Origin of the sequence: Hazenella coriacea (genome assembly GCF_004341825.1) — a bacterium.
Lineage (GTDB): Bacteria > Bacillota > Bacilli > Thermoactinomycetales > Thermoactinomycetaceae > Hazenella > Hazenella coriacea.
The window spans coordinates 444,549-468,897 of the sequence record NZ_SMAG01000003.1 but is presented as its reverse complement, the minus strand read 5'-3'; the positions used below and the strand labels follow the sequence as shown (position 1 = coordinate 468,897).

Here is a 24,349-nt window from a genome sequence, read left to right as displayed (position 1 = left end):
TGAAAACATCAGGATTTTTGATCATGTTCCAGTAAAAACACAACCGGTCTCTAAAAAGGAGTGGTTGTGTTTTTTGTCATGATAGAGTATCTGACATGACCTCAATGAATAGAGATTATTGTTTCATCGATACTTTTGATTTCGTAAGCATCTCTTGATCTCGTCGTAAGCTTTTATCTAGAACAAAGTTTCCAAATGGAACCAACGAGAGTATGAAGGCAATGAATGCACGCTGTAAATGCCAACGATGTTTGAACTTTACTTCAGCGAGAGCAAGCATAAATAAAATAAAGAGTACACCATGAAGCCCACCTGCGATCGTAACAGCGATCGGGATGTCTGCAAAATATTTAAGGGGCATCGCAATGCCTAGTAGTACAAGATAAGAGACCCCTTCAATCAAACCAACTACACGTAAACGTCCAAGAGCTGTTTTTAACAAAGTGTTACCTCCCAATATACAAAAATACTCCTGAAAAGGAGATCATGGCGAAGTCAGTGAACTCGGATGAGAAAGCCCAAAGCTTCACACATTTAAAGTGCGACTATCATATGATGTCGCTCTTGTTTAGTAGGATTTCACTTTTAAGAGTATGATAATCAAAGTCACTTTCGGGTAGTGCGAAATATCAACTCCTAAGTTTAATAATCGACACTGCTGTCTGTTTTATTTTATCGTATTAAGAGCATTTATACAGTGTCTAAAATATGTACAAAATGACTAAAGATGCGAAAAGAGTAGGAGATCAATAATCACATCCTACCCTTTTCTATGGTGAATGGTTTTTTGGACCTCAGTGAATAGATTTAAAACTCAACGAAAAATGGTTGTTTGCTTTCATCTAAGCAGTATAATATTCTTTGCTTAACATTTTTCCAAATAGTAAAGCGGAGAGCAGGTTTAATAGGAAAAAAACCAACATCTAATGATTCGGTTGTCTCTAAAAGTTGCCCGCCGATCGGCTTTGCGATAAATAAAATATGAGTAATGCCTGCATTCACATTTTGGAATATTCCGCAAAATTGGACTAATTTAATCTGTAATCCAGTTTGTTCTTTGACTGTTCGTAATGCAGCAATCCGAATAGACTCCCGACCTTTGACTGAGCCACCAGGAAGATCCCAACTGCGATTATTTTGTTTCACTAACAGGATTTCGCTATTTCGATTTAAAACCACAACATAAGCATTTACTCGTTGTTTGGGAGAAGTCATCATCGCTCACCTGTCCCTTCTAGGGTCTTTGGAAAATGGGACAACGAACGCTGTGAGGGGATGGAGAATAAGAGGAGATGGAACAAAAGACTGAGGGGAAAGAGTTAGACCCTTGGTTCTATTTTAACAAAAAACGGAAGTGAAAGATATAACAAAATGTACAATTACATTTAAAATTTGATAATTTTCTTGTTTAAACTAAGGTATTTAAAATAGAAAGTGACAAATTGTTGATTTTTATTATTAATATTTTTAGTTTTTAATTATGCAAATAGTTTATCATCTATAATAATCATGTTAGAATCAGGTAAAAAAGGATTGGATTAAGAAAGGGGATCAAGAGTATATGAAATTAATTCCGAGGATTGACAGCGTAATGAGTAAGCGTAAAGAAGAAGGGTATCTGATCGGTGGACGAAAAGTGAGTCAGACGACCTTAGCTAGAGAATTGGGTGTACGTAAACAACAAGTTTCTTTATGGTCCCGAGGTGGAGCGATGCCACGTCCAGATACGTTGTTTCATATGGCTTATATTCTAGGTGTTCGTCCTGATGAATTGTATGAATTTATTCCACCAACAGAAGAAGAAAGGCAACAGAATATTCGTCAATTTGAAGAAAAAGAGAGAGACGAAATGTTAAAACGAAAAGAAAGGAAAATCGCAGAGTTTAAAAAGCTGGGAATGAATGATGAACAGATTATTATTAATTTAAGGCATTTGGGCTTACTTAAATTTGATTGAACATTCCTAAATAAGAACTGATTTTTGTGATGGGAGTCTTCATGGCCGTGTACGTATTCAATATGTTGGACTTCCTTCATCTTCAAGGAAGTCCAACATAAGAAGTTATATGCTATTTCATTAATTTATCATAGAGCTCTTTCATTTCTTTTGGAGCAAGTTTCTTTTTTTTACCATAGAAAGATTGAATTAACATTTGAAATGTTTCATATTGATTCAAGTCATAGGGGTACCAAGTAAATTCTTCTGCTTTACTTCCTTTGTAAGTCATGATTGAAATGGGATGACAATAGGCAAGTAAACCATCTGGCCCATAAGTGGTACCAAAACCACTTTGTTTCATTCCGCTCATAGGTAGATTGGGATTGTTCATCTGTGCGTGTATATCATTCAGACAGATATTTCGAACCTCCATTTGTTGAACTGCCATTTCTAAACGTTTTGTACTTCGCGACCAAATACTGCACCCTAACCCATAATCTGAATCATTGGCAAGGCGAATGGCTTCCTCATCAGTAGAGAAGGGCATCACGGCGATGACAGGACCATTGGTTTCTTCTTTCATGATTTTCATCGTATGGTCAACATCTACAAGGATAGTGGGTTCAAAATATAAGTGATTTTCATCTATCTGTTTTCCACCACATAAAAGGGTAGCACCTTTTTGAACAGCATCTGCAATCTGTTGTTGAAGGAGTTGAAGTTGCCGCACGGATGAGATGGAGCCCATTTCTGCTTCGTGACCTTGACCAATCCGAAGGGCTTCCGTTTTTTCTTTCAAACGGGTGATTAAAGCTCCATAAACGGAATACTCAACATAAAGTCGATCAATGGTTGCGCGAGATTGACCGCTATTGTTAAAGGCTCCCCAGACAGCAGCGTTGGTAGCACGCTCTAAATCTGCATCAGCAAACACGATCATGGCATCTTTCCCACCAAGTTGTAACTCAACAGGAATCATTTGTTCTGAAGCCTTTTGATAGATCCTTTTACTTGCGTGAGAAGAGCCCGAAATATACATCTTAGCAGGTTTTGCTTCAACGAGTAGCTCAGCCACTCTGTTTCCGCCGCTTAAGATTTGAACGGCTCCTGTAGGCAATGAAATAGCAGCAAATATCTCTTCAAACAGATGATGTAGTGCTGATAAGGGCTTAGAAGGACATAAAAGGATGGTGTTGCCCGCAATTAATGCAGTCACAATCGGAATCATCGCTGATTGAAAGGGTTGTATTTCAGGGGAGACAATCCCGATCACCCCCATCGGGCGGTAAATGACCTCTGATTGACGACCATACATAAATAATGGTGTTGACACCTTTTTAGCTTTTAAAATGGAGCTGGCATGCTTTTCATAATAACGGATCAATTCAATGGTTGTGAAAACTTCTGTCATTAAAGCTTCGACAGGAACTTTTCCTGTTTCTAAAACAATTTTTTGAACAATGTTCTCTGAGTGTTCAACGAGATATAAGCGAAGTTGCTTCATATATTCTAATCGCTGGGCAAGCGTATAATCTTTCCAAATTGAGAATACTGTTCTAGCGGTTAGCATTGCTTCGGTGACCTGTTCTGGTGAAGTTTCTTCAAGTGGTTCTACATGACTTGGATCAAACGAAAAGATCTCGTTATGGCTCAAGCCTATTCACCCTCCTTTTTAGGGTTATTTCCCCGATCGCTATATTTCAATCATTTATCATTTTATTCTACTTCTCATACAAGCAAAAGAGCAAATGAAAATCAATGATGAAAAATCAATGGTGATTGGTAATTGAACACTTCCGCCACCTACGCTAATACTAAGAGGTGATAAAAATAATTGACACACATGTCGAATGTGTTATTCTATGTTTTCGACATGCGTGTCAACAATTTTTGCTTTTATTCCATTTTTGATCACAGAAAACAGTTGTTTGGTAAACTCTTCTTTGGGTAATTGTTCCTTATTAGGAATCAGGATAGAGTTATAGATCAGACCAGCAATAATCGACGTTGAGATTGAAGCGTCTATCAGCTGCCGTTGTTTGCATTCTTCAATGGTTTGAGTGATCTGATTGTATAGTCGATAGTGATCTTTCGTTAACTGGACTAAGCCTGTTTTAATGGTGGGTGAAGCTTTTCCATCAATAAAAGATGTCATTGGCATCACTTGGTGCACTTGTGAGTACTTAATAAAGATCAGCAAGATTTGATGTAACTGATCCATGGGTGATTCAATTTCGTTCAAGCATTCACATTCATTCAAAATCCGTTCCATTAATTGAAGCATATATGAAGTGATCAGTTCTTCTTTGTTTGGATAGTACTCGTAAAGGGTGCTACGTGCTACTCGTAATTTTTGGGATAACAACTTGAAGTTAAATGCGTGGTAGCCTACTTCGAGCAATAATTCTTCAGTAGCTACTAATAAATCAGTTGGATCAATGACTCGTTTTCTGCCCATATACCTTCCTTCTTCCTAGATACTGATGCCATTATATCAAAAATCATCCTGTGATAGAATGGAACAAAAAGAGCCCCTCTTGCGGCTCCGCAAAAAGGGACTCTTTGGAGAAATTAACGGGAGTAGTACTCAACGATGAGGGTTTCGTTAATTTCACCTGGTAATTCAGAACGCTCAGGAAGACGAGTATAAGTTCCTTCCATTTTGTTCTCTTCAAAAGATAGATACTCCGGAAGATAGGTGCGATCTTCCAAAGATTCTTTAACGATGGAAAGGTTACGGCTTTTTTCACGAAGACCGATCACATCACCTGTTTGTACTTGGTAAGCAGGACGGTCTAATTTTTTGCCATTTACAGTAATATGACCGTGTACTACCAATTGACGAGCTTGTGCACGGGTGCGAGCAAAACCTAAGCGGTAAACGAGGTTGTCCAAACGGGACTCCAATAGTTTCATGAAGTTTTCCCCGTGAACCCCTTTCATTTTGCTTGAACGTTTAAAGAGGGAGTGGAACTGTTTTTCGTTCATTCCATACATTAAACGTAGTTTTTGTTTTTCATGTAGCTGAATTGCATATTCGCTCAGCTTTTTACGTTGGGTTGGGCCATGTTGTCCAGGTGCATAAGGGCGTTTCGCCAACTCTTTTCCAGTGCCGGAAAGAGAGATTCCTAGACGACGGCTTAATTTCCAAGTAGGTCCAGTATAACGTGCCATTTCGTTCGCTCCTTTATCATCATTTGCAATTGACTTCGCAAATGACAGGGGTGCTGATTCGCATGATCTCTCTTCTTCCGGATAGCGGCGAAAGAAGGAGTCCTATGTTCACATAGGGCGAATCAGTGAGGGTGATCCCTTCACCTATCGTTTGCTAGCTATCCTCAATGAACCCTGGAGGCGGATTGAGCCATACAAAGATTAATTATATATGAGTTACAAAAAAAGTCAATGTAAAAGTGGGCATTTACTGTTTTTTCTGCAAGGTTTGTCCTAGATCGGAGTGTTGATCGGTTTTACTTTTACATAGTAAATAGGCATGCCTTGAGAAGCGAACTTTTCCTCATATTCAGTGGTTATATTGAGCTCATGATAGGAACTGTGATGGAGGTCACGGGATATTTCTATGACAGACCAACCTGTTTCTTGAAATTCTTCTAGGGAAAATTCAAACAAACTAAGGGAGTCTGTTTTTAGGATCAAGTCTCCAGCAGGGGAGAGTAGATGCTTATAAACATTAAGAAAGCGACGATTTGTTAATCTTCGTTTTGCATGACGGGCTTTGGGCCATGGGTCACTGAAGTGGAGATAAAACCGATCTACTTCTTGCTTGGCAAAGACTTCGGATAACTTTTCAATATCCATCCATAAATAACGGAGGTTAGGATTATTGGTAGCCTCCCCTTTTCGAACTGCATGAAGGAGTGGTTCCTGAATCTTTTCTACTCCAATCCAGTTGATCTTTGGATGCAATTCTGAAGCTTTTGCTAAGAATTGTCCTTTACCTGTGCCGAGTTCGACATATTTGGGATGGTTATTATCAAAAATAGAGTGCCACTCGCCTTGAAGTGGATCTGAGTCTTGATAAACGAGCGGATGCTCCTGTAAGATTTGGATTGCTTCAGGTTTTCTTCTTATACGCATTGATTTAGCCTCATCTATATTTGATCTAGTTTTTTTGTATTATATCCTAGAGGCTTTAAGAAGAGAAGTAAGATTTTTGATGAGATGATCATAGAACCTTCCCTCTGTTCCCTCTTTTACACAGGGAAGAGAGGGAAGGTATTTGGTTATTTATATTTTATGAAATCGCTTACATTTTATTGAGTAGTTTAAGTTAGCTTTGTTGAATCGTTCAGGAAACACTTTTATTCTTCGAAATTACCTTTGATTTGCAAGCTGGCTTTGAGAGATGAAAAAGTTCCACATGATCCGGCTGGCATCAGGTCCTTGAGGGTCTGTATATGTTCCACTGGAACTTCCGCCAGACCAAGCATGACCTAATCCAGTAACTTTCCATTTCTCGATGAGTGGTTTTCCAGAGCTATCATGATAGATGAATTGTGTGTAGCTTTTGCCATTGATTGATCCGCTTTTTGTCTCATCTTCGAAAGCATCAACAGAATTGTTATCGATTCCATCATCGACATAATCATTGGTCTGAGCCCATTGGGTGACAACTTGATCCCCATTCACAGGATTCACAATTCCATCTTTTGTACCATGAAAGACAATGACAGGGAGACGACTTTTTTGGTTACCCATTTCTCTATAAGCTTCAAGACCTTTTTCGTCAGGATCAGGTCCCCCATATAACATAGCCATACTTCCAGCCATAGATGAATTGGCGGCATCATATTCTAAACCAGAGTGAACGCCTACACCTTTAAATACATCTGGATAGGTGGCTCCCATGATGACACTCATGGACGCTCCTGCAGAAAGTCCAGCAACATAGACTTGGTTGGAATCAATTTGGTAACGATTTTTAACCCAATCGACCATCCCTTTGATGATTGCAGGTTCGCCACTTCCGCGGTGTTGGTTGTAATCGTAGAACCAATTCCAACAGCGGCCCCCATTGGCAAGTGGATTCATTTCAGGATAAAGGACAATAAAGTTTTCTTGCTCGGCAATTTCATTCATTCGTGTACCTGCCGCGAAATTATCGGCATTTTGCGTACATCCATGAAGCATGACCATCAGAGGAGCTACTTGGTTCGAAGAATAGTTACTAGGGACATAAACTTTGAAATAGAAATTACTTCCATAATAATATTGATTAAAGCTTCCTGAGGCATGTACGGATGGAGCTCCCCAAGGTGAAGATATCACTGTCAACATGACTATGAGTAGGAGGCACACTCGAAAGCTTTTTTTGTACTTAGTATTAGGCTTCACATTTATCAATCCTTTCAGAATATTATGTACATATTTTAATGAAATGTTGTTGCCTGTTAGTTGCAAGTGGGTTACACAAAGCAAAAAAGTTTCTTACGGGCAAAAATGAGTCATACCACGAAAAAGTGGTATATATGGTTATATGGGTTGAGGAATTACACAGGGAGGATGAGGAGAAGAATGTTAACCCCAATCACATTGATTCGGCATGGTGAGACGAAGTGGAATAAGGAATTGCGAGTACAGGGACACCAAAATGTCCCACTCAGTGAGCATGGCATACAACAAGCTGACCGATTAGGTCAATATTTGAAAGATCAGCAGAAGCAGTCAGGGTATCTGTATTCAAGTGACTTGTTAAGAGCAAGGCAAACAGCAGAACGAATCGCTAGTCGTCATCAACTTCAGGTACAGACGAGTCATCACTTGCGGGAACGTTACTGTGGGGAATGGGAAGGGAGAACGGTTGAAGAGTTGAAACAAGTATATCCTGATTTTGATGATATTCGTCTAAATGGGGGAAAATATGGTGTGGAATCCATTGAACAGATGAAAGAACGGATGCAGAAGTTTGTTCTTGAAATCATTGAAAAACACCCAGGCGAGCCGATCTGGATTGTCAGTCATGGAATGAGCCTCTCCTCGTTATTGACTGAACTGACTCAAGGTGAGGTTCAGATCGGTAACCCTCGGCTATTCAATACCAGTTTTACTCACCTGATACACCATCCTGAAAAAGGTTGGCAACTACATGATCTCAATCAAACTCCTCACTTGGAGTAATCACTCGACTTGAGCAAAACTACTTGCTCCGATAAAACATTTAAAGTAATAAAAAATAGTCCTTGGAAAGATCATCTTTAACTCAGTAATAGATTCATCCATTAGGGTTATAGACATTCATTTGTTGATGAAGGTATGTTGCTACGAAATAATTCATTCGTTAATATATATAAAAAGAGAAATAAGAGGGAATTGAGGTAGGAGTTCATCATGACACTGGAAAGTTTATACCAAGAATTAGCAGATTGTAATGAGACGGAGCTTGAGACGATCCATAAAGCAGTGCAAGCATTGAAGCGAACCCGTGTCAGTCCGTTAGCTTATATTGAAGAAATGATGCATTTTCAGTCCCTGGGCTATGATGAAGCAAGAGGGGCATATATTCACCGTATGTTAATCACTGATGAGTTGCGCAATCGCTTTAAAATGCTTCACGGAGGCATTACTTCTACTTTTATCGATACATCCATGGGTTCTACGATTTTCCAAGCTTTAGGAGATGATACAAAAGCAGTAACACTTGAACTCTCCGTGAATTTTTTATCTCCAGGAATGGAAGGTTGGTTAGAAGCTGAAACCAAAATCATCAAACAAGGAAAGACAATTATCGTGATGGAAACGAAAGTAACGGATGAGCGGGAAAAGTTAGTTGCTAAAGGATCTTCTACCTTTTTTCGTTTGTCGTAAATGGAGGCTTGGATGAAAAAACCAATAAAGATTGCGGCAAAAGCAATTATATTTGATCCTGATGATCGAGTGTTAATCTTGCATAAATCAGAGGCGGAGCGAAAACCAAACAAGGACCATGGTTGGGATTTTCCTGGTGGGGGGATGGAACCAGAAGAGCCGATTATGGACGCATTAGCTAGAGAAGTGATGGAAGAGACAGGTTTACAAGTGAAAGTAGTTGCACCTGCTTATATTTATGATGAAATTCAGGCAGAGAAGCACCTGATTATCATTAAGTTTGCTTGTGATCAACCGATTGGGGACTTAGTTCTTAGCTCCGAACACGAAAGCTTCCATTGGGTTCCAATGAGTGATTTGCAACATCAGGCTTTTCCAGAATGGATGAAAGAAGAGATTCGGAGAGCGTACCGTATTTATACAGACTTTCGTGGCGTGAATCGTTGATGAATAAATAACCTCTTTACCAAGAGATAAGGAGGTTATTTTTTGTGATTAGCTGGTTGAAGGAGAGAGCATATGGATCTGTTTCTTGCAGGTGCTTCGATCTTTCACGGGGAGACAAAGCTGATCCCCTCTGGATATCTTAGAGTCAAAAACGGAAAGATTGCTGAGATCGGTAGCCAGGAACATGTAAAACCGGAAGCAGGAGAACAGCAGATCATTTTGCCTAAGGATGGGTTGATTTTACCTGGGATGATCGATGTACATGTACATGGCGCGAACGGCTCCGACTTTATGGATGGAACGGTACAATCGTTTACACAGATTGCAAGTACGTTACCTAAAGAAGGTGTGACTTCTTTTCTTGCCACTACGATGACACAGAAGAAAGAAGAGTTAGACCATGTTTTATACCAACTAGGGAAGTGGATTTGTTCGAATCATTTAGGGCAAGCTCATTGTTTAGGGATTCATCTAGAAGGCCCTTTTATTAACCAGGATCGTTCCGGAGCACAACCAAAAGCTTTTGTTCGTTCACCAGATATATATTTGTTTATGGAATGGCAACAAACAGCCAGTGAGCAGATTCGTCTTGTTACTCTGGCCCCTGAAGAAAAAGGAGCAATCCAATTAATCAAGTACTTGACCCAAACTGGAGTGGTTGCTTCCATCGGCCATTCAGATGCTACCTTTCAGCAGTGTCAGCAAGCGATCGCCGCAGGGGTTACACATATCACTCATTTATTTAATGGAATGAGAGGTTTACATCATCGTGAGCCAGGTGTGGTAGGGGCTGCTTTTTTACATGATGATGTGATGGTAGAAGTTATCGCAGATGGTGTACATGTGCATCCAGAAATACTTCGTATAGCCTTAAAACAGTTAACTAGTTCTCGACTTATTCTAATTACTGATGCGATGAGAGCAAAATGTTTGCAAGCAGGAATATATGATTTAGGTGGACAAAAAGTATATGTATCAGATGATGAAGCTCGTCTTCATGATGGAACCTTGGCAGGGAGTACCTGTAAAATGAATGAGGTAGCTCAAAGAATGAGTCATTTGGGCTGTTCAGTTCAAGAAATTGTTCGAATGACATCGATCAATCCAGCTAAACAATTAAATCTGTTTAAACTAAAAGGAAGCATAGAGATTGGAAAAGATGCAGATCTTGTGGTTGTAGATCAGGACTGGAAGGTCAAGCTAACGATTTGCCAAGGTGTGGTGACTTACGCAGATCTTTGAGGAAGAAAAAGGATTTTAGTGACTCAATATATTCTAAATAGGTTCTTAACATTTATAATGATGAAATGCAAATCAAAATGATTGGAAGTGCATCCATGATAAATAACTGGTCGAAAGGGTTTTTTGTTTTTTTATTAGTTGTCGGACTCCTAGTCGGTTGTAGCTCGGAGGAAGAAGTTGAAGCAGATGTAAAAGGGCAGGATCATACAGTTGCAGGTAATGAACCTCAAGTTACGATGAAAGAAAAGGTTCACTTATTACAATTAACCAATGATGAGGAGAAACTATACCAATCTTTTAAACAAGGTTATAACAATCAGGTATTAAAAGATGCAACTCCCATTACAGTGATGAAACTATATCTTCATGCCGTACAACAAAAAGACTATGGGACAGAATATGAATTATATATTGATGATCCAGAACATATTTCATGGAGTAAAGAACAACATTTACAAGATGCAAGCAGTAAAGATGAACCTCTCTTAGACCCATATAATAAAGAGATGGAAGTAGAGTTTGTTCAAATGGATGAAACGAGTGGTAATGTATCATACCCAAGAGAGGATGAGTCGGGTAAAGGTTCATTTGGTTTAATTAAAAACCAGCAAGGGATTTGGAAAGTAAGATTTATGCCTGAACAGTAAAAAGAATGAGTGGAGCGAAAATATCACCACCCATGTTTCCATGGATGGTGATATTTAGCTTATAAAGATTGCTCAAGTAGCGGGAGAAAGTTTGTTTTCTTCAGTACAATCTCTACATATTGCTCTAAAGCCTTTTGATCTTCTTCACTAAATCTTTGTCTGATGGGGCTGTCGATATCTAAAACACCAATGATTTTTCCATTTACCCGTAGTGGGATCACGATTTCTGAACAGGATGTGGCGTCACAGGCGATATGACCTGGAAAAAGATGTACATCATCTACCCGTTGTGTTTGATTTGTGGAAACTGCTGTACCACAAACCCCTTTGCCAATTGAGATTCGGACACAAGCTGGTTTTCCCATAAAAGGTCCTAAAACCAACTCATTTTCTTTAAGTAGATAAAAGCCAGCCCAGTTCACTTGTTTGAGTGAATGAAAAAGGTGTGAAGCTACATTGGCTAGGTTAGCTAACCAGTCAGTTTCTCCCTCAAGCAAATATTCAAGCTCGGTTAATATCTGCTGATATGAGGTAGATGTGTCCTTGGATACTTGATTTAAGTGATGCACACTCAAATCCCCCTTTATATGAGGAATAAGCTGTTTCTTATTAAACAGCACTCCGACAGGTTTGGATCTATTGTTAATTGGATGATGAGATCAAGTCAAGTATAGATCAGGTCGATACTAGCTTCATGACTATGTTAACTCATTCCATTTGTTTACTTTTTGGGGTGGTTGGTAATCATGAAGCTTTTGAAGAAGCTGATCAGGAGCGTGATCGATGGATACTAGTTGAGCATGAGAAGAAGGAATAAATCCTGCTTTCACTCCTTGGGAGATCATATCGATGAGTGGGTTGTAATATTGATTAATATTTAGAAGACCTACAGGTTTGTTATGAATTCCTATTTGTCCCCAACTAACTACTTCAAAAATCTCCTCTAATGTTCCGTATCCTCCAGGAAGAGCGATGAAAGCATCTGCCAACTCCCCCATCTTTGCTTTACGTTCATGCATATCTTTCACTTCGTAAAGTTGGGTTAGATTTTGATGAACCATCTCTCCTTGGAATAGTGCAGTTGGCATCACACCGATCACTTGCCCATTATTTTCTAAAACTGTATCCGCAAGAGTCCCCATAAACCACTTCAATATTTTGTTTGGCTAACTCCAATCCTAGTTGGATCGCTGCTTCCTTATATTGAGGGCTTGTACCTACATTTGAACCAGCGAAAACACAAACTCTTTTCATAATGATTCCTCCCGTAACAGATGTGATCCATGAAATAGAAAATATCATTTCAAAGATGTATTATATTACAGGAGTTTAGGAAGAGAAAAGGAGAGATTATCATGAACTTATCTGAGTTACAGAGTTGGGTTGAGGAGACGTATCAAAAAAGAGGATGGACAGATTATGGCCCCTTTGTGCGTGTCGGATTTCTAATGGAAGAGGTTGGAGAATTAGCCCAAGCAGTACGAGCGATCGAAATAGGAAGAGATCGCCCTGATGAACAAGCTCGATCTGAAGAAGAATTATTGGGTCACTTAATGGAAGAATTGGGCGATGTGATTGGAAACATAGCGATCTTAGCTAATAAATATGATCTATCCCTCGATGATGTGATTCAAAAGCATCAAGAAAAGTTATTGAACCGATATAAAAAGGATGAGTCAGGCAGTTGTTCTGTATAAAATGTGATTTTATAATTGAGTTCACACATGATAGAATAAAAATTGGTTAGTAAGACGAAACATTTACTAATTACTACAGATGGGGAGCTTTACATATCAAAGGGGGGACTTCGATGCGTGATTTACGTATCGCGAAGTTAGCACAGATTCTTGTAGAACATTCTTGCCGCGTTCAAAAGGGAGAGCGGGTTTTGATTGATGTATTTGGTTCCGATCGGGAACTTGCCAAAGAACTGGTATCTGCTGTTTATCAAGCTGGAGGATACCCATATGTTCAACTCAATGATCAAGCCGTAACTCGAGCAATGTTGCTTGGTACATCAGAGGAACATTTAGAAACTCTCTCCAATCAGGCACTTGCCTTTATGAAAGAGATGGATTGTTATATTGGAATTCGTGGTAGTGAAAATGTCAGTGAACTGAGCGATGTTCCAGATGATAAGCAACGTTTATATGCACAGATCTTTAATCACCGTGTTCATAGTGAACAACGAGTGAAAAAGACCAAATGGGTCGTTCTTCGTTTCCCAAATTCAGCGATGGCCCAATTGGCTAATATGAGCACAGAAGCGTTTGAAGACTTTTACTTCCAAGTTTGTAATGTAGACTATGACAAAATGGCTGAAGCGATGGAGCCATTGGTGAAGCGGATGGAGCAAGCTAACGAAGTTCATATCGTTGGACCAGGCACGGATCTAACTTTCTCCATCAAGGATATTCCTGTAGTAAAATGTGCGGGTGAAAATAACGTTCCTGATGGAGAAGTGTTTACTGCACCTGTACGTGACTCTGTCAATGGTGTGATCACCTTTAATACACCAACTGTGTATCAAGGTTCCTCGTTTGAAAATGTTCGCTTAGAGTTTAAAGACGGGAAAGTGATCAATGCTACTTCTAACAATACCGAGCGCTTGAATCAAATTCTAGATTCCGATGAAGGAGCTCGTTTTATCGGTGAATTTAGTATTGCTGTGAATCCATTTATCAATCATCCGATGAAAGATATTTTATTTGATGAAAAGATCAATGGTAGTTTTCATTTTACCCCTGGTCAAGCTTATGAGGAAGCAGATAATGGAAACCGTTCTTCGATCCACTGGGATATGGTTCACATTCAACGGGCTGACTATGGTGGAGGCGAAATGTACTTTGATGGGGAGTTAATCCGTAAAGATGGATTGTTTGTCATTGATGATCTGAAACCACTCAATCCCGAAAACCTTAAAAAAAATGACTCGTTTTAAGGAGCAACTCTAATTAAAGCATAGCTAGTCGTTGACGGGATGGGATCGCTTTTTCTGAAACAGGGATCACTTTTTCTGAGTGATTCCTGTTTTAACTATAAAACCTAAGTTGAGCAAAACCACTTGAATGAACCTAGGAAGAGAGAGGTCTCTCTGACGAGCGACTTTTGTGGATCCGTAGAATCATTTTCATGGCACTGGGATCGATGACTCGCAACGAAGGAGTGAAATATAGATGATGAAAGAAGACCGACTGATCCAAACGCTGGTAGATCTATTACAAATCAAAAGTCCTACGGGTCATACAGAACCAGCCATCCGATACATCGAAAAGCAAATGGCTGAATGGGGAATTCAAACCAGTCGGAACCATAAAGGTGGATTACTCGTCACGCTTCCTGGGCTAGATGATCAAGTTCATCGCTTTCTGACTGCCCATGTGGACACACTTGGAGCGATGGTGAAGGAAATTAAATCGGATGGTTGTTTGAAACTGAGTAAAGTTGGCGGTTATGGCTGGTTTTCCGTTGAGGGATGTTATTGCACGATTGAAACAAGTGAAGGTAAATACTTAACTGGAACGATCTTAAATACTCATACTTCGGTACATGTATATAAAGATGCTGCTGAACAAGAACGAACAGATGGCAACATCGAAGTGCGCTTAGATGCGAAAGTGTATAACAGTGATGATGTCAAAAAATTAGGGATTCGTGTAGGGGATTTTGTCTCCTTTGATCCCCAGGTACAAGTGACTGATTCAGGATTTATTAAATCACGTCATTTGGATGATAAAGCAAGTGTAGCTGTTTTGATGGAACTCATTCACACCCTACAGGAAGAAGACATCACACTTCCACATACCACCCATATTTTATTTAGTAACTTTGAAGAAGTAGGCTTTGGTGGTAATTCCAATATCCCAGCTCAAGTCAGAGAGTATTTAGCAGTTGATATGGGAGCGATTGGTGTAGGACAAACCACAGATGAATACTGTGTTTCCATCTGTGCCAAGGATAGTAGTGGACCTTATCACTATGGTCTACGGAAAAAACTGACTCGTTTAGCAGAAGAGCATGACATCTATCATCAAGTAGATATTTATCCGAATTATGGATCAGATGCAAGTGCCGCTGTACGGGCGGGTGTTGACATCGTTCATGGTTTAATCGGACCAGGGGTAGATGCCTCTCATGCCTATGAGCGAACCCACCGAGATGCTTTGGAAAATACCTATCGCTTACTCTATCATTATGTGATGACTGAGTCGTTATAAGAGAGGGTTTCCTAGATGAAAGAATATAGCAAAGAAGAGTTATTGGCGGTCTGGGAAAATGGAACCGTTGAAGAAAAAGAACTACTCACCCTTACAATGCAAGCGATTAACCAGAAACGAGAGCGTCAAAGTGCCTATTTATCAGGTTTTATGGGATTGAAAGGTAAGTTTATCGCTGAAGATGTGTATGAATTTCGGATCCCAGTCACTTCTTTTATGATGAATCGTGCAGGGATTGTTCATGGCGGAATCACTGCTACAATCGCAGATTCAACAATGGGCTCACTAATTAACCAACTCTTGCCTGATGGTTACGGAGCTGTGACGTCAGAGATGAAGGTTAATTATTTGAAGCCTGGGATTGGGAAGGAACTCATTTCGCAAGCCAAACTTGTACATCAAGGACAACAATTAGTTGTCGCACAGTGTGAGATTAAGAATGAGAGTGGAAAGAAAATTGCTTTTGCATCTGGAAGCTTTTATGTAATCAAACGTAGATAGTGACATTGATATTCAACACCCATTTGCTTTACATGAAGTATAATGGGTGTTGAATTTTTTAGAACGGAATAAAGCAGCATCAGAATCTAGTTCTTCTTTTTCCAATAGGTGATTATTCCATTATTCACTAATTGAGAGTGGGCAGGAACTTGAAGTAAGACTAGGAACACGCCTAGCAGATCAACTGAGGAGCCTAGAGCATTAAGTAAGATGAGGACCTTTATAGGAGTTGTTAGCCATCCAAGCATTCCTAATACCAAGGGAAGTATGATAGAAAGAAGAACAAATGGAGCCAACGCGATCCAGAGATACCTCCCTTTAGAAATAATCTCTTCGGTATAGACATAGCCTCCAAACCATGTAAGTCCTATATATGTTCGATCCGACTTCATAAAATTAGGTACAAAAAATAAATGGATTAACTCATGGATGATCACCATTATAAGGATACTGAAAAGGAGCATAAGATCAATTTCAATCATGATCTCAGTGTTGGAAAATCCGAGTTCTTCAAAGGAAATAGAAGATACGAAACGGATGATGAATAAAGTAATGATACCGTTTAGGATGACAAAAGGAATGGAGCCAATCATAGCCGTTATTATACTCTTTGGCTCTTTCAGGGGTTTCCATTGTTGTTGGAGCAATGTAGCATGTCGATCGTTATCTGTTTTGGGTGTTTGATTTATTATTTTGATTTTGATCACTCGCTTCATATATGGATGTTTTAGAAATTAATTAAAACTTTGGGGGAGGTTGTTCATATTCTGAAAATCTATTGGAGAATAAACTAAGGTGAGAGGAAGGTTCCATTTCCTTGAAATATTTTGTTTCTTTACACCACTTTTGCGTATGTATGGAGTTTTAACTGTATGGGATGGGGTGATGGCACACCCCTACGTGGGAGTTGTTCAAAATCCCAAGAATCCCTCAGTTATAATCATGCAGTGTGTTAAACCACTTCTAGTTTCGTTATAAAGTCAACGGGTGCTTCTTTATTACTTCCATCAGCTAGATAGAGAAGTGCAGGGCCCCCATCTCGAATGGGCTTACCATCTTTAGCGAAGCAGAGATAGGATGATTTCACCTGCTCAAATGTAAATTTTACAGGGTCTCCCACTGAACGATGACAGATCACATGAGTAGCAGTTGAATCAGGCTCAGCATTACTTAAAAATGGAGCCAACTCGAGCGCTAATCCTTCTACTCCATTTAAGCGTTCCTCCAGAGGGAAACGGCGATCATCGATGATCCAGATCGAAGGGTCTAAGTTGATAGTAAATTTCACTTGTCCAGTAATTAAAATGATAGAGCTCATGCTCTTACACCGCCAATCCAATATTTGTGTCTGTTCTATTATAACTGAACCAAGAAACAAATGAAATGAAACCACATTTCATGCATAATGATGACTATAGAGACAAGGAATTTTGCAAACGTTTGGGGATCATGATAAACTAAATTTAGTATAATTGGGATCAAGGACCGTTTAACAAATCGATTGGAACGGTCGATGGGGGGGTTGGATTTGACCACACCGACACAGACCGATTTGAATTTAAAAGCACTTCAGCTTTTAAGAGAAGATGCGGATAAAATAGCGCAATTAATCTCGGTTCAATTAGAAAATTTAACCTTGCCAAAGTGTCCCTTATATGAGGAAGTTTTAGACACACAAATGTTTGGTCTGTCAAGAGAAATCGACTTTGCTGTTCGTGCAGGGTTGATTCATCGTGAGCAAGGGCAACAAATTCTTCATGAATTGGAACAAAAACTCTCAGATCTATATACAAAAATTCTTTTATAACTTAAAGGTTTGCGAACGGGAATTTCACATAAGTTAGAATCTAGCTTCGAGCAGGTTGGAATGTGTCTTCGTGGAGATTGTGATCGGATCATCTCGATGAAACGCAAACATTCATCGTACCAATCATGATGTGATCCAGTTTAAAGGACTCTCAATTTGAGAGTCCTTTTTTAATTGAATAGACTTTCCTCTTCAGGATTCATTCTCAACTTGATAAATTCCTGAAATATCATTCACCAGTTGCTTCAGTGATCGTGATTGGTATCGTTGAGCCGGTAAGTATAGGAGAACTGGAAAAGAGTGCTCAAATGAGGTGACTCGAATCCGAGTGACAACTGAATGATCCGAATGAAGTGAAATCGTAGGGATGAGTGCAACACCATAGCCAGTAGCAACACATTGTTTAATCTCCTCCACACTAGAGAGCTCCATCACGATGGTTGGTTGAATGGCAAATTGCTTAAGTAGGTGGTTGATCAGTGTTCGTTCTGTTGTTGAAGGGGCAAATGTAATGAACGGAATTTTAGATAATTGTCTAGGAGAACAGAAACCAACCTTAGCTAACTCATGATGATTGGGGACAATTAAGCTAAAAGAATCAAGGAACAAAGTTCGACTCTCCAGAAAAGATGGGATGGGTTCAATTTGATAGGAAATGCCAAAATCAACTTGCCCTTCACTCAATTGTTGGATCAATTGTTCAGAGCTAGAAGTCAGAATTCGAAGAGATGGAGAAGAAGGGTTCATCTCCCTATCGAAATATTTTGTAACTCTAGATAAAATCGCTAAGGAAAGAGAAGGAAGAGCTCCGATCGTTAGAGTACTGATTGGACTTTCTTTGTGATCGGACAGAATGGATTTACTTTCATGTATGAGATCTAAGATGTGCCGGGCATAAGGGTAGAATAGAGAACCGCTTGGAGTCAGTCGGACATGTGTACGATAGAATAAAGTGGTTCCCAACTCATCTTCTAACGTTCTGATTTGGGCACTGACGGCAGGTTGAGTCAGATTAAGAAATTCTGCAGCTTGTCTAAAGTTTCTTTTTTTCGCAACTTCTACAAAGGTGGTTAATTGTTGTTCATTCATGACAGATAAATCCCTTCAACGGTATAAATGATAAATTTATTTTATCATAATGATTCATAAGATAAATTAGATTTTTCAATTCTCCAAACTTATGATGAATATAACAACTGAGATGGAGGGAGAATTAGCATGCGTGTGAATCCAGGTTTGGCAGGAGTTACAGTGGCTGACACTATGATTTCGATGATTGATGGGGTTCAAGGAAAGATCATTATTCGTGGGTATGATATACAAAAGTTAGCTGTTCATCATACATTTGAAGAAGTTGTTTATTTACTTTGGAAAGGCTCACTACCTAGTAATCAAGAACTTGCTAAATGGAAAATACGATTTAAACCCAATCGTATACCTGAAGAGATTATCACCATCATACAGTCATTGTCTGTAGATGTAGATATGATGAGTGTGTTAAGAACCTGCATATCTGCTTTAGGTGATCAGGAAGTATCCTTCACTCAGGGGGTTCGTTTGTTCTATTTTATGTCATCCGTCACTGCATTTCGTTATCGTTACTTGCATCAATTACCCATGATTCAACCGAGAGAAGATCTCTCTTTTGTGGAGAATCTTTTATATATGGTTCATGGGAAAGAACCCTCCCTTGTTCATCGGAAAGCGTTGGAATCATATCTGATCTTAGCTTGTGAACACGGCTTCAATGCATCTACTTTTACAGCACGAGTCGTTGCCTCGACTGAAGCTGACTTAACTTCAGCGATTGTGGCAGCTTTGGGAGCACTAAAAGGAAGACTACATGGTGGGGCACCTTCGGAAGTAGATGATATGCTGGAGAAAATCGGACTGGTTGAAGAGGCTGAATCATGGATGCGAAACCACCTCGAAAATGGGGAGAAGTTAATGGGATTTGGTCATCGAATCTACCAAACTGTAGATCCGAGAGCGGAGGCATTGAGGGAAGTACTACAATTAGAGGCAGGAGAAGAGCCTTGGTTTCAAATGGCAATTGAAGTAGAAAAAAAAGCACTTGCGCTATTAAAAGAAGTAAAACCTCATCGACAAATTCATACCAATGTCGAGTTCTATACAGCTGCTGTTTTAAAAGCAGTTCAATTGCCCAAAGAATTATATACTCCAATTTTTGCAGTGACAAGAACAGCTGGTTGGGTAGCTCATATCTTTGAACAAAGAGAGAATAATCGTATTATTAGACCATCAGCATCCTATATCGGTCCACGATGATTCTAGAAGTGATCAGGAAACCGATAGCAATTGGAATATATTTATATGGAGTAATTAAGACAAGCTTTGAAAATAAGCTTGTCTTTTTCTCTGGAATGATCTAAGGTTTTAATCACAAACGAATTTCATTAAGATGGGTTTGATCTAAAAAGCGTTTGGGAAAAATAAGAGAAAATATTTTCTCTTGAAAAATGTATATTTAACCTATTTATTGTCGAGACTAAGTAGAACGATAGGAGGATTTTAACAAATAGAAAGAATATTTGATTTAAAGAGATGAGAATAGTAGATTTTTAGAGAAAAGATTGTCAAATATTATCAAAAGGAGTCTGAGAGGAATCAATAGATGGTTGAGCAGGAAATATTTACAAAATATCGAAATAGACGAGTATGACAAACAACGTGTGGGAGGAGGGAGAAGGATGCACAACAGAGTGAAGGATACAGCAATCTTTATTGATCTAGAAAATGTGTACTATGGTTTAAAGAAATATCATATGGACCCTGATCACCCGGAGGAATCTCATAATTTATTTCTCCGATTACAAGATTACTATGGTAGAGAATCGATTCGAATGATTGAAGCATATGCGGACTTTGAACAGATGGATTTATCCATGATGAGTTTACAAAAAAAACGTGTTCATGTACATCAGGTATATGGAAATGGCAGAGAAGGGAAAGAACGAAAAAACGCTGCAGACATTCAACTATGTTTGGATGCTATGGAAGTGTTATATCAGATACCAGAAATTAACACATTTGTCATTGTAAGCGCTGACCAAGATATGATTCCTTTATTGGATCGACTGTGGTCAAAAGGAAAAAGGGTTGAATTATTTTGTCTCTGTGATGAGAGCTTATCCAAAACAGCTCAACTACATGAATTTTGTGACCATACCCATAATCTATTTCAATTTTTGAATATCCATCAATTCCAAACGCTATCCCAAATGGATCGACTCACATACAATGCAGTTGTTCAAATTTATGAGTGGTATAGAGATCCAAATAATACGGGAAAAAGCTATGGAAGTACTTGGATTAAAAATGATTTAATTCGTAAATTCCACCTCAATGAACTAGAAGCCAATCAATTATTTACTCGACTTGTTCGGGGGAAATTTATTTTGCCTGTGGAGATTGAACTAGATGAACGTACATATTATGGTTATAAGGTCAATCTCAATCATCCTCAAGTACAGATGATGGTTAAGATTGCAGGCTATAAAGTAAGTTGATCACTTTTGGCGAAAAGATTTTTTCCAGACCTAGACCCTTGATCGTTGGATAAAAAGATAAATTCGATGTTCTAGTAGTATTCAAATTCAAAATAATTATGCTACACTAATTGTATAGGGCTTTGTCAACAAATGTTTACTAGTCCGCTAAAGAGGAAAACCTTTCAGTATCTAACATTTATGAGAATGATGAACAAGATATGTGAGTTGTATGATGAAATAGACATCATGATCATCGAGAATGATGGGGATGGGATCATGCAACAATGACAAAATGAATAAATGTAACTGGCAGGAGGGGCTTCATCATGGCTGAAGGTGGAATCGTTCGAATTGCTGATGATGTGGTTGCTGTGATTGCCGGTCTGGCAGCTAGTCGTACCAAAGGAATTGCTAGTATGTCTGCGGGAATTACAGAAGGCTGGGCAAAAAAGGTGAGTGGTAAAAATCTCACCAAAGGTGTGAACGTTGCAGTAGGGAAAATGGAAGCGGCGATCGATTTACGTGTGGTTGTGGAATATGGTGTCCATCTTAGAGATGTTTGTTATGAACTTCAACAAAAAGTGAAAGAAGCTGTAGAAACCATGACAGGTCTCCAAGTTGTGGAGGTAAATGTGAAGGTTGAAGGCGTTGAGCTTAAAGAACTTCAAGAGCCAGCCAAACAGATCGAGGGACAGCGTGTGAAATAAAAAAGAGGGTGGGTGGTTCCCCACTCTCTTTTTTCATATAAAGATTATGATGCCAGTGCTTTTTCTAGTTCAACTAACTTTGCTTCGACTTTTTCTTTCAAAGATTTAGGTACTTCTACGCTTTCATCTAAACCATGAGGGAAAAAGTGACGGGCAAATACCGGAACTCCAAACTCCAAGAGCGCTTTTGGATGTTCCAATTGTTTATCATTGACAACGGTTCCACGAAGGCGTAAATAATAATCTACTTTGTTGTTGTCAGTGTATTTGAGATCATAAGTGGCTTTGTTATAGTCCCAAGAGCGATCAAAGCCAAGGTTTTTCATTATTTTTTCTGTTTCGCCGAACTCTTTTTTAATGCCCTTTGTTTTTACATCATTAAAAATCATGAAAGAGCGCCTCCTTTATTCTTGGCACCTGATAGAAACCTCTATTTATAATAGTATGTTCTTCAGATTCTCGCAACTCACTGAGGTGACAGTTGTTCGAAAATCTAGGAATTAAGTCGGAACCCTTCGATAAAGGAAAAGAGAAGGCAACTCTTCGTGGAGCTTTTTCTATGCCTTTTGCCTTCTCCCGGAATCAAAGGGGGGAGCGGACTTATCCACCTCTTTGCAAGGTACAAGCTCAAAGAGGGGGAAAATCGAGCTCCGACGCCTATGGAATTAGTGAATATTACCTAATCGAAACAACTGAAATTCCAATGTTATTTTGTTAATAGGGGAGTGAATGAGTTGCTGTATGAACAGATCAAACAGGATGTAGAAAGAATCTTCCCTCAACTAGTTGCTTGGCGGAGAGATTTTCATCAGTTTCCAGAGCCTTCTTTTCATGAATTTGAGACCGCAAAAAAAGTGGCTACTCTTTTAGATTCTTTTGGCTTAGAAGTTCATACAGGTATAGGTGGAACAGGAGTTGTGGGTTTGCTACGAGGTCATCATCAAGGACCTACAGTAGCATTAAGAGCAGATCTGGACGCCCTTCCGATTCAAGATGAGAAACAATGTGAGTATCGCTCTATGGTTTCCAATGTAATGCATGCTTGTGGTCATGATGGCCATATGGCGATGTTATTAGGGGTAGCTCTGTTATTAAGTCAGCAAAAAGAGAAGCTACATGGAAATGTGCTCTTTATTTTTCAGCATGCCGAAGAGATTGTCCCAGGTGGAGCTAAGTCTATCATCGAGGCAGGTTTTTTGCATCAAGTGGATGCTATTTATGGAATTCATCTTTGGACTCCTTTACCCACAGGCATTGTGGGGGTTCGTATCGGAGAACTAATGGCGGCTGCCGATTCTTTTCGAATCGAGGTGATTGGTAAAGGTGGGCATGGGGGACTCCCTCATCATACGATTGATCCAGTGATCATTGCCTCACATCTTGTCGTGAACTTACAAACAATTGTCAGTAGACAAATAAATCCCCTTCAATCGGGAGTCATTACAGTTGGATCGATTCGTGGTGGTCATACATTTAATATTATTGCTGATCAGTGTGTCCTTGAAGGTACTGTACGGAGTTTTGATCCTCATATCCAAAAACAATTGGCTGATCAAATCACACAAGTGACACGAATGACCTGTCAAATGTTTGGAGCCACTTATCAATTAGATTATCGTTGGGGATATCCAGCTGTAATCAATCACATGTCTGAAGTCGAACGAATCCGAAGAATTGGCTTACAATTTTATGGGGTTGAGAAAGTTTGGGAGTTAGAACCGGTGATGGCTGGAGAAGATTTTTCCTATTATTTGCAAAAGATTCCGGGAGCTTTCTTTTTTATTGGTGCAGGTAATAAAGAAAAGGGAATTACTTTTCCGCACCACCATCCGCGATTTGATGTAGATGAACAGGCCTTTCAAGTAGGTGCAGAAATGTTTCTGGGCTTAACTTTATCACATTTACTCCATACCTAAAGTTTTTGAATCTTCCTTTAGCTTCTAGAGAATGACATTGATCATTTTGGTTACCCTAAGAGCAAAGGAGGGATATATCATGAGTCAATTAAAAGATATTATGTCTAAAGACGTTGCCTATGTTGCACCTAACGACAACGTTTATGAAGCAGCTTCTAGAATGCGTTCTCAAAACGTTGGATTGATGCCAGTCGTTGATCAGGGCGAATTAAAAGGTGTAGTAACAGACAGAGATATTGTCGTTCGTGGAATTGCTGAAAAGAAGCCCAATTCCATTCAGGTCCAAGATGTTATGTCTAGTCAATTGGTTACTGGATCACCTCAAATGTCTGTCGATGAGGCAGCACAATTAATGGCAGATGCGCAAGTGCGTCGCTTGCCAATTGTAGATAATAACCAATTGGTAGGGATTGTTTCCTTAAAAGATATGGCTGTGAGAGCGCCTTACCAAAATGAAGCTAGCCAAGCTCTCAATGAAATTTCCGAAACCCACCAAGCTAATGCTTCTAACGATATTCTTCAATAAAAAAAAAGCTGCCGGATTTGGTTCTGGCAGCTTTTGTAATGTATATATGCGCACTTGATAAAG

At 39.3% G+C, this 24,349-nt stretch carries 28 protein-coding genes and 1 pseudogene; 16 read left to right on the top strand and 13 right to left on the bottom strand.

Annotated features, from left to right (window positions below; translation table 11 throughout):
• Nucleotides 1-115: 115 nt before the first annotated feature.
• Both EDD58_RS08455 and EDD58_RS08450 read right to left on the bottom strand, forming a co-directional pair.
• Complete coding sequence (locus EDD58_RS08455; protein ID WP_131924414.1) at nt 116-442, bottom strand: DUF3817 domain-containing protein; 327 nt, start codon at nt 440-442, stop codon at nt 116-118.
• A 365-nt stretch (nt 443-807) separates the two neighbouring features.
• Nucleotides 808-1,215, bottom strand: coding sequence for an NUDIX hydrolase (locus EDD58_RS08450; protein ID WP_131924413.1), 408 nt, complete (start codon nt 1,213-1,215; stop codon nt 808-810).
• 376 nt (nt 1,216-1,591) lie between these two features.
• Between EDD58_RS08450 and EDD58_RS08445 the strand changes: the two genes are divergently transcribed.
• The gene (locus tag EDD58_RS08445) at nt 1,592-1,957 is read left to right on the top strand and encodes a helix-turn-helix domain-containing protein (RefSeq protein ID WP_165875888.1); all 366 of its coding nucleotides are present in this window, start codon (nt 1,592-1,594) and stop codon (nt 1,955-1,957) included.
• Nucleotides 1,958-2,069: 112 nt separating this feature from the next.
• Here EDD58_RS08445 and EDD58_RS08440 read toward each other — a convergent pair whose 3' ends face one another.
• The 5 genes from EDD58_RS08440 to EDD58_RS08420 form a co-directional block, all read right to left on the bottom strand.
• The gene (locus EDD58_RS08440) at nt 2,070-3,593 is read right to left on the bottom strand and encodes an aldehyde dehydrogenase family protein (RefSeq protein WP_131924411.1); all 1,524 of its coding nucleotides are present in this window, start codon (nt 3,591-3,593) and stop codon (nt 2,070-2,072) included.
• Nucleotides 3,594-3,794: 201 nt separating this feature from the next.
• The gene (locus EDD58_RS08435; RefSeq protein ID WP_131924410.1) at nt 3,795-4,397 is read right to left on the bottom strand and encodes a TetR/AcrR family transcriptional regulator; all 603 of its coding nucleotides are present in this window, start codon (nt 4,395-4,397) and stop codon (nt 3,795-3,797) included.
• 113 nt (nt 4,398-4,510) lie between these two features.
• Nucleotides 4,511-5,113 carry a 30S ribosomal protein S4 gene (rpsD, locus tag EDD58_RS08430; RefSeq protein ID WP_131924409.1) on the bottom strand — a complete coding sequence of 201 codons (603 nt, stop codon included), beginning with the start codon at nt 5,111-5,113 and terminating at the stop codon, nt 4,511-4,513.
• 273 nt (nt 5,114-5,386) lie between these two features.
• Nucleotides 5,387-6,037: a tRNA (guanosine(46)-N7)-methyltransferase TrmB gene (gene trmB / locus EDD58_RS08425; RefSeq protein ID WP_131924408.1), complete on the bottom strand. Its 651-nt coding sequence runs from the start codon at nt 6,035-6,037 to the stop codon at nt 5,387-5,389.
• Between the two features lie 237 nt (nt 6,038-6,274).
• On the bottom strand, nt 6,275-7,237 hold the full coding sequence (locus EDD58_RS08420) for an extracellular catalytic domain type 1 short-chain-length polyhydroxyalkanoate depolymerase (RefSeq protein WP_131924407.1): 963 nt from the start codon (nt 7,235-7,237) through the stop codon (nt 6,275-6,277).
• Nucleotides 7,238-7,474: 237 nt separating this feature from the next.
• On the opposite strand from EDD58_RS08420, the gene EDD58_RS08415 reads away from it, so the two are divergent.
• From EDD58_RS08415 to EDD58_RS08395, 5 genes are all read left to right on the top strand, one after another.
• Nucleotides 7,475-8,077 carry a histidine phosphatase family protein gene (locus EDD58_RS08415; RefSeq protein ID WP_165875887.1) on the top strand — a complete coding sequence of 201 codons (603 nt, stop codon included), beginning with the start codon at nt 7,475-7,477 and terminating at the stop codon, nt 8,075-8,077.
• Nucleotides 8,078-8,287: 210 nt separating this feature from the next.
• The gene (locus EDD58_RS08410; protein WP_131924405.1) at nt 8,288-8,764 is read left to right on the top strand and encodes a PaaI family thioesterase; all 477 of its coding nucleotides are present in this window, start codon (nt 8,288-8,290) and stop codon (nt 8,762-8,764) included.
• Nucleotides 8,765-8,776: 12 nt separating this feature from the next.
• Nucleotides 8,777-9,211 carry an NUDIX hydrolase gene (locus tag EDD58_RS08405; protein ID WP_165875886.1) on the top strand — a complete coding sequence of 145 codons (435 nt, stop codon included), beginning with the start codon at nt 8,777-8,779 and terminating at the stop codon, nt 9,209-9,211.
• A 72-nt stretch (nt 9,212-9,283) separates the two neighbouring features.
• Nucleotides 9,284-10,453 (top strand): N-acetylglucosamine-6-phosphate deacetylase, encoded by a 1,170-nt coding sequence (gene nagA / locus EDD58_RS08400; RefSeq protein ID WP_131924403.1) that lies wholly within the window; start codon nt 9,284-9,286, stop codon nt 10,451-10,453.
• 65 nt (nt 10,454-10,518) lie between these two features.
• Nucleotides 10,519-11,100 (top strand): hypothetical protein, encoded by a 582-nt coding sequence (locus EDD58_RS08395; protein WP_131924402.1) that lies wholly within the window; start codon nt 10,519-10,521, stop codon nt 11,098-11,100.
• A gap of 59 nt (nt 11,101-11,159) precedes the next feature.
• On the opposite strand, the gene EDD58_RS08390 is transcribed toward EDD58_RS08395, so the two are convergent.
• Together EDD58_RS08390 and EDD58_RS08385 are read right to left on the bottom strand one after the other, a co-directional pair.
• Complete coding sequence (locus EDD58_RS08390; RefSeq protein WP_131924401.1) at nt 11,160-11,669, bottom strand: GAF domain-containing protein; 510 nt, start codon at nt 11,667-11,669, stop codon at nt 11,160-11,162.
• 129 nt (nt 11,670-11,798) lie between these two features.
• Nucleotides 11,799-12,354 (bottom strand): annotated as a pseudogene (locus EDD58_RS08385) (LOG family protein).
• Nucleotides 12,355-12,455: 101 nt separating this feature from the next.
• Between EDD58_RS08385 and EDD58_RS08380 the strand changes: the two are divergent.
• The 4 genes from EDD58_RS08380 to EDD58_RS08365 all read left to right on the top strand — a co-directional run bounded on the left by EDD58_RS08380 (nt 12,456) and on the right by EDD58_RS08365 (nt 15,818).
• Nucleotides 12,456-12,797 carry a MazG nucleotide pyrophosphohydrolase domain-containing protein gene (locus EDD58_RS08380; RefSeq protein WP_131924400.1) on the top strand — a complete coding sequence of 114 codons (342 nt, stop codon included), beginning with the start codon at nt 12,456-12,458 and terminating at the stop codon, nt 12,795-12,797.
• Nucleotides 12,798-12,910: 113 nt separating this feature from the next.
• Nucleotides 12,911-14,041: an aminopeptidase gene (locus EDD58_RS08375; RefSeq protein WP_131924399.1), complete on the top strand. Its 1,131-nt coding sequence runs from the start codon at nt 12,911-12,913 to the stop codon at nt 14,039-14,041.
• A gap of 235 nt (nt 14,042-14,276) precedes the next feature.
• Nucleotides 14,277-15,317, top strand: coding sequence for a M42 family metallopeptidase (locus EDD58_RS08370; protein ID WP_131924398.1), 1,041 nt, complete (start codon nt 14,277-14,279; stop codon nt 15,315-15,317).
• A 15-nt stretch (nt 15,318-15,332) separates the two neighbouring features.
• Nucleotides 15,333-15,818, top strand: coding sequence for a PaaI family thioesterase (locus EDD58_RS08365; protein WP_131924397.1), 486 nt, complete (start codon nt 15,333-15,335; stop codon nt 15,816-15,818).
• A gap of 86 nt (nt 15,819-15,904) precedes the next feature.
• Here EDD58_RS08365 and EDD58_RS08360 read toward each other — a convergent pair whose 3' ends face one another.
• Nucleotides 15,905-16,534 carry a DUF3267 domain-containing protein gene (locus EDD58_RS08360; protein ID WP_131924396.1) on the bottom strand — a complete coding sequence of 210 codons (630 nt, stop codon included), beginning with the start codon at nt 16,532-16,534 and terminating at the stop codon, nt 15,905-15,907.
• Between the two features lie 236 nt (nt 16,535-16,770).
• Complete coding sequence (locus tag EDD58_RS08355; protein ID WP_131924395.1) at nt 16,771-17,136, bottom strand: molybdopterin-binding protein; 366 nt, start codon at nt 17,134-17,136, stop codon at nt 16,771-16,773.
• Between the two features lie 195 nt (nt 17,137-17,331).
• Between EDD58_RS08355 and EDD58_RS08350 the strand changes: the two genes are divergently transcribed.
• A complete protein-coding gene (locus EDD58_RS08350) occupies nt 17,332-17,625 on the top strand; it encodes an Fpa/YlaN family protein (RefSeq protein ID WP_131924502.1) in 294 nt (97 codons plus the stop codon).
• Nucleotides 17,626-17,817: 192 nt separating this feature from the next.
• On the opposite strand, the gene EDD58_RS08345 is transcribed toward EDD58_RS08350, so the two are convergent.
• Complete coding sequence (locus EDD58_RS08345) at nt 17,818-18,714, bottom strand: LysR family transcriptional regulator (protein WP_131924394.1); 897 nt, start codon at nt 18,712-18,714, stop codon at nt 17,818-17,820.
• A 129-nt stretch (nt 18,715-18,843) separates the two neighbouring features.
• Here EDD58_RS08345 and EDD58_RS08340 point away from each other — a divergent pair, with 129 nt between their 5' ends.
• The 3 genes from EDD58_RS08340 to EDD58_RS08330 all read left to right on the top strand — a co-directional run bounded on the left by EDD58_RS08340 (nt 18,844) and on the right by EDD58_RS08330 (nt 21,844).
• Nucleotides 18,844-19,914 (top strand): citrate synthase/methylcitrate synthase, encoded by a 1,071-nt coding sequence (locus EDD58_RS08340; RefSeq protein ID WP_131924393.1) that lies wholly within the window; start codon nt 18,844-18,846, stop codon nt 19,912-19,914.
• 350 nt (nt 19,915-20,264) lie between these two features.
• Nucleotides 20,265-21,155 carry an NYN domain-containing protein gene (locus EDD58_RS08335; RefSeq protein WP_131924392.1) on the top strand — a complete coding sequence of 297 codons (891 nt, stop codon included), beginning with the start codon at nt 20,265-20,267 and terminating at the stop codon, nt 21,153-21,155.
• A gap of 308 nt (nt 21,156-21,463) precedes the next feature.
• Nucleotides 21,464-21,844 (top strand): Asp23/Gls24 family envelope stress response protein, encoded by a 381-nt coding sequence (locus EDD58_RS08330; RefSeq protein ID WP_131924391.1) that lies wholly within the window; start codon nt 21,464-21,466, stop codon nt 21,842-21,844.
• 44 nt (nt 21,845-21,888) lie between these two features.
• Here EDD58_RS08330 and EDD58_RS08325 read toward each other — a convergent pair whose 3' ends face one another.
• Nucleotides 21,889-22,233, bottom strand: a complete 345-nt coding sequence (locus EDD58_RS08325; RefSeq protein ID WP_131924390.1) for a YugN family protein — start codon at nt 22,231-22,233, stop codon at nt 21,889-21,891.
• Between the two features lie 336 nt (nt 22,234-22,569).
• Between EDD58_RS08325 and EDD58_RS08320 the strand changes: the two genes are divergently transcribed.
• Both EDD58_RS08320 and EDD58_RS08315 read left to right on the top strand, forming a co-directional pair.
• Nucleotides 22,570-23,760: a M20 metallopeptidase family protein gene (locus tag EDD58_RS08320; protein ID WP_243648681.1), complete on the top strand. Its 1,191-nt coding sequence runs from the start codon at nt 22,570-22,572 to the stop codon at nt 23,758-23,760.
• A 79-nt stretch (nt 23,761-23,839) separates the two neighbouring features.
• Nucleotides 23,840-24,286, top strand: coding sequence for a CBS domain-containing protein (locus tag EDD58_RS08315; protein ID WP_131924388.1), 447 nt, complete (start codon nt 23,840-23,842; stop codon nt 24,284-24,286).
• The last annotated feature ends 63 nt before the right edge of the window (nt 24,287-24,349 follow it).